Annotated in this window: 8 protein-coding genes; 5 read left to right on the top strand and 3 right to left on the bottom strand. The window is 61.2% G+C overall.

The genetic code is table 11. From position 1 onward, the window contains the following. Positions 1-254 precede the first annotated feature (254 nt). A complete protein-coding gene (locus AB4N84_RS18575; protein WP_460042570.1) occupies positions 255-1,190 on the bottom strand; it encodes a LysR family transcriptional regulator in 936 nt (311 codons plus the stop codon). Between the two features lie 203 nt (positions 1,191-1,393). On the opposite strand from AB4N84_RS18575, the gene AB4N84_RS18580 reads away from it, so the two are divergent. From AB4N84_RS18580 to AB4N84_RS18590, 3 genes are all read left to right on the top strand, one after another. Continuing rightward, positions 1,394-2,719 (top strand): L-fuconate dehydratase, encoded by a 1,326-nt coding sequence (locus AB4N84_RS18580; protein WP_460042571.1) that lies wholly within the window; start codon positions 1,394-1,396, stop codon positions 2,717-2,719. A gap of 212 nt (positions 2,720-2,931) precedes the next feature. Next, positions 2,932-3,336 (top strand): YidH family protein, encoded by a 405-nt coding sequence (locus tag AB4N84_RS18585; RefSeq protein ID WP_074752882.1) that lies wholly within the window; start codon positions 2,932-2,934, stop codon positions 3,334-3,336. After that, positions 3,333-3,671 (top strand): DUF202 domain-containing protein, encoded by a 339-nt coding sequence (locus AB4N84_RS18590; RefSeq protein ID WP_460042572.1) that lies wholly within the window; start codon positions 3,333-3,335, stop codon positions 3,669-3,671. Before AB4N84_RS18585 ends, AB4N84_RS18590 begins: the two co-directional genes overlap by 4 nt. A gap of 127 nt (positions 3,672-3,798) precedes the next feature. Here the strand turns inward: AB4N84_RS18590 and AB4N84_RS18595 are convergent, their stop codons facing one another. Both AB4N84_RS18595 and AB4N84_RS18600 read right to left on the bottom strand, forming a co-directional pair. Then, positions 3,799-4,905: an alkene reductase gene (locus AB4N84_RS18595; protein ID WP_074752880.1), complete on the bottom strand. Its 1,107-nt coding sequence runs from the start codon at positions 4,903-4,905 to the stop codon at positions 3,799-3,801. 294 nt (positions 4,906-5,199) lie between these two features. Beyond that, positions 5,200-5,757 carry an RrF2 family transcriptional regulator gene (locus AB4N84_RS18600; protein ID WP_460042573.1) on the bottom strand — a complete coding sequence of 186 codons (558 nt, stop codon included), beginning with the start codon at positions 5,755-5,757 and terminating at the stop codon, positions 5,200-5,202. Between the two features lie 363 nt (positions 5,758-6,120). Between AB4N84_RS18600 and AB4N84_RS18605 the strand changes: the two genes are divergently transcribed. Beyond that, positions 6,121-7,326: an NAD(P)/FAD-dependent oxidoreductase gene (locus AB4N84_RS18605; RefSeq protein WP_460042575.1), complete on the top strand. Its 1,206-nt coding sequence runs from the start codon at positions 6,121-6,123 to the stop codon at positions 7,324-7,326. 232 nt (positions 7,327-7,558) lie between these two features. Continuing rightward, entirely contained in the window at positions 7,559-9,217 is a 1,659-nt protein-coding gene (locus AB4N84_RS18610; RefSeq protein WP_460047062.1) for a ShlB/FhaC/HecB family hemolysin secretion/activation protein, read from the top strand. The last annotated feature ends 9 nt before the right edge of the window (positions 9,218-9,226 follow it).

Genomic DNA, 9,226 nt, shown 5'->3' on the forward strand with positions numbered 1-9,226 from the left:
CCCTGCGTCTGCGTCGTGACGGGTTGTGACGACGCAGCACAACGGCTCCCGGGCAGGGAACAGCACCGTTACAGGCGGCCAATGTTCTTGTTGTTCATGTCGGACGGACTGGAGAACGCGCAGACCGAGCCGGTTGTGAATCACTCTATGAAGCGTTTTGATAATTTCCCAATGAAAGGTTTCGATTGATCGATAACGAGGGGTTATCAAAAAATCATGAAAACGGTTCACTCTTCAGGGCGAAGCGTTCGCGTCTACAGGCCGTCATTGTTTGTCAGATAACCCAGTAACCCTTTCACCGCCGCCGACATCGGCCTGGCCTTCGAGGTCAGCAAGCCCAGATTGGCCATCGCCAGCGGCAACTCCACCGCCAGCACCGTGATCATTCCATACCGGGCGTAGTGCTCGGCCACGTCGTTGGGCACCACGGCGATCATGTCGGACGACTCCAGCATGGCGGTGGTGGCAAGGATCGAGCTGGTTTCGATGATGTCCAGCGGCTGGATCAGCTGCGCGGCTTTCAATGCGTTTTCCACCTGCCGTCGCATCGGGCTGTCGATGGGGTGCAGGATCCAGGTCAGTGGCGCCAGGTCTGCCAGACGGGTGTTCGGACGGTTGGCGAGCGGATGACCGGGGCGCGCAATGATGCGCATGCGCTCGCCCTGTTCAAACAACTGAATGTCCAGCCCCTGACTGTCCAGCTGATCCGGCAGCCGGCCCAGCACCAGGTCGAAATCCCCGCGAATCAAGGCGGGCAGCAACGTGTCGCTGGTGCCGACCTCGATGGCTACGCGCACCTTGGGGTGCTGCGCCTTGAACGCCAGCACACCACGGGTCAGCACAGTCGGTACCGGCCCCATCACCGTGCCAATGCGCACCATCCCTGCGGCGCCGCGTGCCAGTTCGGCGATCTGCGCTTCGGCGTACTCGAACTCATGCAGCGCGCCTTGGGCATAACGGATCATCACGTCGCCGAACAGCGTCGGCTGCATGCCTCTGGGCAGGCGCTCGAACAGCTGCACACCCAGGCGTTCTTCCAACTGCTGCAGCAGCAGGCTCGCGGCGGGTTGCGTCGTGTGAATCGCCGACGCCGCCTTGCGCAAGTTGCCCAGCTCGCCCAACGCGTTGAGCAGTGCGATCTGACGGCTGGAGATTTTCAGCGTGGCAAATTTTTCAGGAAGCTTTGACATACCGGATTTGATATCGATCGTTAGGATTTCGCGATTATGCCTGTATCGGTGAGGGGGCTTACAGTCACAGCATCGTCTGCCGAAGATTATCGCGAATGAATTCGCTCCCACTGGATTAACGCGAATCTCCTGTGGGAGCGAATTCATTCGCGATGACGGCGATAGGGACGCATCGATCTTTCAGAACAACAAGAGAGCTATCCATGACGCTGACCATCACCTCGGTCTCTATCCGCGACATCCGTTTTCCCACCTCACTGTCCCTCGACGGCTCGGACGCCATGAACAGTGCGCCGGACTATTCGGCCGCCTACGTCGTTCTGCACACCGATTCCCGCGACGGTCTGGAAGGGCACGGCCTGACCTTCACCATCGGCCGTGGCAACGAGATCTGTGTGGCCGCGATCCAGTCGCTGGCGCCGCGTATCGTCGGGTTAAGCCTGGAAGCCATCACCGCTGACATGGGCGCGTTCTGGCACGACGTCACCGCAGGCGACAGCCAATTGCGCTGGCTGGGGCCGGAGAAGGGCGTTATTCACTTGGCGACGGCGGCATTGGTGAACGCGGTCTGGGATTTGTGGGCGAAGGCCGAGGGCAAACCGGTCTGGAAACTGCTCACCGACATGACGCCCGAACAGTTGGTGAAATGCCTGGATTTCAGCTACGTCACCGATGCGATCACGCCGGAAGAAGCCATCGCGCTGCTGCGTCGGCAGGTGCCGGACAAATCCCGGCGTGAAGCGCACCTGCTCGAAGAAGGCTATCCGGGTTACACCACCGCGCCCGGCTGGCTGGGGTATTCCGAAGAGAAAATGCGTCGTCTGGCCCGCGAAGCCATCGCCGACGGCTGGACCCACATCAAGCAGAAGATCGGTTCGGACATTGAAGAGGATCTGCGCCGCGCCGCGATTCTGCGCGACGAGCTCGGTTGGGACCGCACGTTGATGATGGACGCCAACCAGGTCTGGAGCGTCGAAGAGTCGATCAGCAACATGCGTCGGCTGGCGGCGTTCGAACCGTGGTGGATCGAAGAGCCGACCAACCCGGACGACATTCTCGGCCATGCAACCATTCGCCAGCGCATCAAACCGATTGGCGTCGCCACCGGTGAGCATTGCCACAACCGTGTGATGTTCAAGCAGATGTTCCAGGCCGAGGCGCTGGATTTCTGTCAGCTGGATGCGGCGCGCCTCGGTGGGTTGAACGAAGTGCTGATCGTGTTGCTGATGGCGGCCAAGTTCAATGTGCCGGTGTGTCCGCACGGTGGCGGCGTGGGGTTGTGCGAATACGTACAGAACATCTCGATGTTCGACTACATCGCGGTGTCCGGCTCCCTGGACAATCGCGTGCTGGAATACGTCGATCACCTGCACGAACACTTCCTCGACCCGGTGGTGATCCGCCGTGGCCGCTACATGCCGCCCAAGCGCCCGGGTTACAGCATCGAAATGACCGCCGAAACACTGGTGCGCTATGAGTACCCGAACGGGCCGGTGTGGGTGGACCTGGCGCAACGTCAACAGGCATGACCTATGTAGGCGCGCGCTTGCCCGCGAAGACGTCCTGACAGCCGGCAGAGATGTATCGCCTGAAAGTCCGCTTTCGCGGGCAAGCGCGCTCCTACAGATGACGTCGCTTCATTTACCCGTACGGCCACAGGCACACCAATGTCGCTGCCGATACGGGCCTTTCAGGGTGATGACCGGTATGATCGCGGTCATCTACCCGACCTCGGTGCGACATGAATTCTCCGGATCCTGGCAAAATTCCCGCTCCTGACCGTGATCGCCTCTCCGCGTCATTGCTGGGCGGCGGTTGCGAGCCCGACCCGCGCTTTACCCTGGCGAACGAACGGACCTTTCTGGCCTGGATTCGCACGGCGCTGGCTTTCCTGGCGGGCGGGATTGCCGTCGAGGCGTTCACCGGTGATGTGTTCAGCCCGGGCCTGCGTCGCGCGGTGGCGTTGTCGCTGCTGGTGCTGGCGATGCTGGTCAGTGCCAGTGCCTGCCTCCGTTGGCTGAAAGTCGAGCGCGCGATGCGGCAGCGCAAGCCGTTGCCGCTGCCGGTGCTGGTGCCGATTCTGTCGCTGGGCGGGGCGTTGGTGGCGGCGGGGTTGATCGTCTTCCTTATATATGGCGCGTCGTGAGGCGCCGAAGTCCCGTCTCTCTGGGCCATGACGATCCGGGCTTACAGCCGGAACGCACCCTGCTGGCCTGGCGGCGCACGCTGCTGACCCTGATCGTCGTCTGCACGATCTTCCTGCGCTGGATCCCTCATTTCGGTCTGATTGCCTTGCTGCCAATCATGGTGTCGCTGGCGGCCAGCCTGCTGATCCAGCTCGCCCTCAATTCCCGCTACCGCAAGAGTGCTCGAGGTCTTAAGAACGAGCGCATCCCGGCGCCGCTGCGTGAGGTGGTGGTGTTGGGCGCGACAGTGATGGTGCTGAGCGTGGTGGGAATATACGCGGTGGTGTCTGGGTGAAGTGTGATGAGCGTTTGATACAGAACGGGTAGGAGCGCGCTTGCCCGCGAAGAGGCCAGTGCATGTGACGCAACTTCTGCGTCTTACACGGCCGATCGCGAGCAAGCTCACGGCTACAGTGAGGGTGTTAAGCCGTCGCTTCTTCTTTATAGAACGCGTAGTCGGTGTAGCCCACTTCAGTGCCGCCGAAGAAAGTCGGGCGGTCGTAGGGGTTCAGCGGCAGGTGATGGCGCAGGCGCGTGGGCAGGTCCGGGTTGGCGATGAAGTGGCGGCCGAAGGCAACCAGATCGGCGTCGCCGGCCTGAACAATGGCTTCTGCGCTTTCGCCGTCGAACCCGCCCGCCGCGATGATCACGCCTGTGTAGTGCTTGCGGATCAACTGAGCCGCTACGGGCGCCGGGTCAGCATTTTCATCTTCGATGTTGCCCAGAATACGGGGCTCGATCAGGTGCAGGTACGCCAGATTCAGCGGCGCCAGTTGCTGCGCGACGTAGGTGAAGAGGCCTTCCGGGTCGCTGTCGCCCATGTCACCCCAGGTGCCGCTTGGGCCGATGCGCACGGCAACCCGTTCACTGCCCCAGACTGAAATCAGTGCTCGGGTCACTTCCAGCAAAAAGCGCGTACGGTTTTCAAACGAGCCGCCGTAGCTGTCGGTGCGTTTGTTGCTGTTGTCCTGCAGAAACTGATCGACCAGGTAACCGTTGGCGCCGTGCAACTCCACGCCGTCGAAACCGGCTTTGACGCCACGCTCGGCCGCAGTGCGGAAGCTTTCAACCAGGTCCGCGATCTCTTCGACAGTCAGTGCGCGGTTCGGGGTGTTCGGCACCCAGCCTTCAGTGGTGTACGCCACGCCGCCGTGCAGCACTTCGGACGGACCAACCGGGAGGCTGCCTTGAGGTTGCACATCGACGTTGGATTGACGACCCGCGTGGTAAAGCTGCAGGAAGATCTTGCCGCCTTTGGCGTGCACGGCATCGGTGACCTGTTTCCAGCCCGCGATCTGGCTGTCGTCAAACAGGCCCGGTGCGCCGAGGTAACCATTGCCGTTGGGCGCAGCGATGGTGGCTTCGCCGATCAGAAAACCACCTTCGGAGGTGCGCTGAGCGTAGTACTCGGCCATCAGCGGCCCCGGGCGTGCGCCTTCTTCGGCACGCATGCGGGTCAGAGGGGCGAGCACGACGCGGTGAGCAAAGGTGAAAGGGCCTACGTTAACGGGAGAATGAAGTGTGGACATGATTGCCTCGGTCGCAAGTGCAAAAGGGAAAAACCGTTGCCCGTGTCGAAAGCCGTGAGGACTTTCGCGTTCGGGGCGCTTGAGACCAGTACAAGCGATTTCCCCTTACGGATAAACGGGCCGCGTTTCCCAACACTTCGGACTTTTCGGCTGTAATGCCCGGCTTTTAGATTCTCTTGCACACGCCTGCTCATGTAGGAGCGCGCTTGCCCGCGAAGACGACGTGTCAGTCAACAAATAACCTCATGACACACCGCCTTCGCGGGCAAGCGCGCTCCCACTGTTTGCCGTGGCTTATTCGTCGACCTGCGTCACCGCAATGTGCTGACTGTCCGTGCCCGCGGCGCGGCTTTCCTTGCGCTCGCTCAGCCAGCCGCTGATCTGACCGGAGAATTCAGGCGGCGCCTTGCGCCCGGTGCGGCGCGCAAGGTCGAGGATGGTCTGCTGGTCCAGCGCTTCTTCCATACGCTTCTGCGCGGTCAGCATCGCCGCATTGATTCCGCAGACCCCTTCGGTCGCCCATTCGGGCGCGCACCCGTCAAACACCGCACAACGTCCGCGAATGTCCCGGCAATCGAAAATCAGCTTGCGCCCGTCGATGGCCGTGACGATGTCGAGCAGGGTGATTTCGTCCGAAGGCCGACCCAGTTTGAACCCGCCCCTAACGCCCTCGGTCGCCACCACCAGCCTGGCTTTCGCCAGCTTGGTGAACACCTTCGCCAGGTATTCCTGAGGCACGCCCTGCAGTTCCGCCAGGTCGCGCACGCTGGCTTCGCGGCTGTCGCCACGCTCATCCACCAGATAAAGCAGGCAGTGAATGCCGTATTCGACACCCGCGCTGTAGAGAGACATGTTGATCTCCGACTGAATTGATCGTGCTAAAACTAACAATTTGGCGCGTTGGCCGCAAGGAGCAGCAGGTTTTGATGACCGACGGCAATGACCGCTGTTGGCATGAATCAATCAGTAGACAGCCGGTATTAGCCTGTATCTATTTGAAATTATTCATTTTTATTGATCGATCTGAAGCTCGGCGGAAAAACCGTGTTAAAAACGGCTTGCCGAAATTAACTACGATCAATAGAGTCGTAGTTATGTTGAGTGGGTCCAGAACTCCGACCAGCACACACCGGCATGGGTCACTGCAGCGCTTACCTGACCCAAACCGTGGCGCACTCACTGTGAAAACGACTTTTTTCTTCTCTGGAGCACACAATGAAAAAGCAAATCCTGATCATCGGCGCGGGTTTTGGCGGGATGTGGAGCGCACTGAGTTCCACGCGTTTACTGGACATGCACGGTCGCAATGACGTCGAAGTCACCGTGCTGGCCCCTGAGGCGGTGCTGGGAGTTCGCCCGCGTTACTACGAGCAGGACGTGCATCAAATGCAGTCGCCCTTGGGGCCGTTGTTCGATGCGGTCGGCGTGAACTTCATCAAAGGCATGGCGCAAGCGATCGACGTCGCTGGCAAAAAGGTCAGCTACACCGACGCCCACGGCGCAAATGCTTCGATCAACTACGACAAACTGGTTCTGGCCACCGGCAGCCGCGTCGTCCGCCCTGCGTCAGTGCCAGGTGTCGAGCACGCCTTCGATGTTGACCTCATGGCAGAAGCCACCCGCCTTGAACAGCACATCAAGGCCCTGGCGCAACAACCGGAGTCGGCGATGCGCAACACCGTGGTGATCGCCGGCGGCGGATTCACCGGTATTGAAACCGCGACTGAAATGCCCGCGCGCCTGCGAGCTGCGCTGGGTGCGGACGCCCCTATCAAGGTGATCATCGTCGATCGCGGCGAGAAAGTCGGCGCGGCGTTGGGCCAGAACATCAGCCCGTCGATCATCGAGGCCACCGAAACACTGGGCGTGGAGTGGGTCGTCAATGCATCGGTCGCCGCCGTGGACGCCAACGGCGTGACCCTGGCCGACGGTCGTCGCATCGACGCCAGGACCGTGGTCTGGACCGTGGGCGTGCGGGCCAGCTCGCTGACCGAGCAGATCCCGGGCGAGCGGGATGCCTATGGCCGTCTGCACGTGGACCGCAACCTGAAAGTCATCGGCCAGAACGACATCTTCGCCACCGGCGACACGGCGTACGCCGCCACCGACGACGAAGGCCACTACGCCCTCATGACCTGCCAGCACGCCATCGCGCTGGGCCGCTCGGCGGGCAATAACGTGGCCGCCGACCTGCTGGGCGAAGCACCGACCCCGTACAGCCAGGCCAAATACGTCACCTGCCTGGACCTCGGCGCCTGGGGCGCGGTGTACACCGAAGGCTGGGACCGTCAGGTCAAGCTGATCAAGGAAGAAGCCAAGCAACTCAAGCAGCAGATCAACTCGGTGTGGATCTACCCACCCGTGGCCGAGCGCGCAGCGGCCCTGGCGGCAGCTGACCCGATGATTCCTGTTGTGGCGTAAAGCGAGCAGCGAAAACAAAGGCGCCTTCGGGCGCCTTTTTGGTTTGGTTAGTCCTTCCCGATTTGCTTATGGCCGATTCAGTGGATGGCTTAACAGTTCGTCGCCGGGCAATTAACGTCAAAGTAATGGCTCATTAACATCGCCGCCGATAATTGATGTCACTGTGCTACTGCAAGGACGCTACGTGAATTCTCCCGCTTCAAGAGTTGCTTTCTACTGCCTGCTCGCCGCCATGCCGCTCGCCTCACTTGCCGCGCCCGTGCCCGAGCCCGGCGTGCAGGACCTGATCCGTGATCGGCAGGAACGCCTGCTTCAAGAGCAGCAGCGCCGCCTCGAAGAGCTTAAGAACTTGCCGGGCAAGGAGGGCGCTCCCGTGGCCCCCAGTGCGCCCGCGGACCTCCGCTGCTTCACCATCAACACGATTGAACTCAAAGGCGCTGACTCGCTTTCCGAATCCGAGCGCAAACGTTTGACGCAACCTTATTTGGGCCAGTGCCTGGGCGTTTCTCAGCTCAACGCGCTGCTCAAGGTCATTACCAATCTGTATATCGAGAAAGGCCTGGTCACCAGCCGCGCCTATCTGCCGCAGCAGGATTTGTCCAAGGGACACTTGCAAGTGCTGGTGATCGAAGGCCATCTCGAAAAACTCAAGAGCGACGCCGGTAGCAGCCTGACCGATCGCGAATTGGCGATGGCGTTTCCGGGCAGGGAAGGGCAGTTGGTCAACCTGCGCGAGATCGAGCAGATGGTCGATCAGCTCAACCGCTTGCCGTCCAATCAGGCGCAAATGGAGCTGACGCCGGGTCAGGCCGTGGGTGGCAGCGACGTACTGGTCAAGAACGCCCCGCAGAAACCCTGGCGCGTGAACCTGTCGCGCAACAACGACGGTCAGCGCAGCACCGGCGAGCAACAGTGGAACACAGGCTTTGAGTGGGACAGCCCGCTGGGTCTGGCCGATCAGCTGAGCTTGCGCGGCGGCCACGATGCCATGACCGATCACCAGCACACCTCGCACAACGCATCGCTGGCCTACAACCTGCCATGGGGTTGGTGGAATTTCAGTTACAGCTACAGCGAAACGGACTACCGCTCGCAGGCCCAAGCCAGCGGCTTCAATTTCAAGCAGACCGGCGACAGCCAGACCCATCAGGTGCGCGCCGAGCGGGTCATTTATCGCGACGCCCTGAGCAAGACCTCGCTCAACGTTGGCCTGTCCAACCTGCGCACCAACAACTACGTCGAAGACAGCCGCCTGGCCCTGAGCAGCAACCGCATCAGCGAAGTGCAATACGGCATCAACCACGGCCGACGCGTCGGTGGCGCGTTTCTCAACATCGATCTGGGCATGCAGCAGGGCATCAGCGCGTTTGGCGCACAAGCCAACAACCATCCCGGCCCTGGCGAGCCCGACGCGCGCTATCGCAAATACACCGGCACCGTCAGTTACCTGCAACCGTTCAAGCTGTGGGGGGAGAGCTTCACTTTTACCAGCCTCGCCACCGGACAGCGAAGCGAAGACGCGCTGTTCAGCCCGCAGCGCATGAGCCTTGGCGGATCGTCCTCGGTGCGCGGCTACAAGGATCAGTTCCTGTCCGGCGACAGCGGTGGTTACTGGCGCAACGAACTGCGCCTGACCCGGCCCGTGACTCTGGAGTGGCTACGCCCCGTCTTCGCCGAATATGGCACCGTCGCTGGCTATGACCAGGGCGTGATTCGCAACGATCGCTACAACGACGACCAACACGGACGCCTGTCCAGCAACTCTTTCGAATTCTTCGCGCGCGGCCAGCACATCGCCGCGACCGTGACCTTTGCCCATTCTCTGGAACGTCCTGCCGGTCTGATCGAGCGCGAATCGCCGATTTACTTCCGCATGGACTTTTTCCTCTAACGTTTCGCC

The sequence above is a fragment of the Pseudomonas sp. S2_H01 genome (assembly GCF_054668305.1).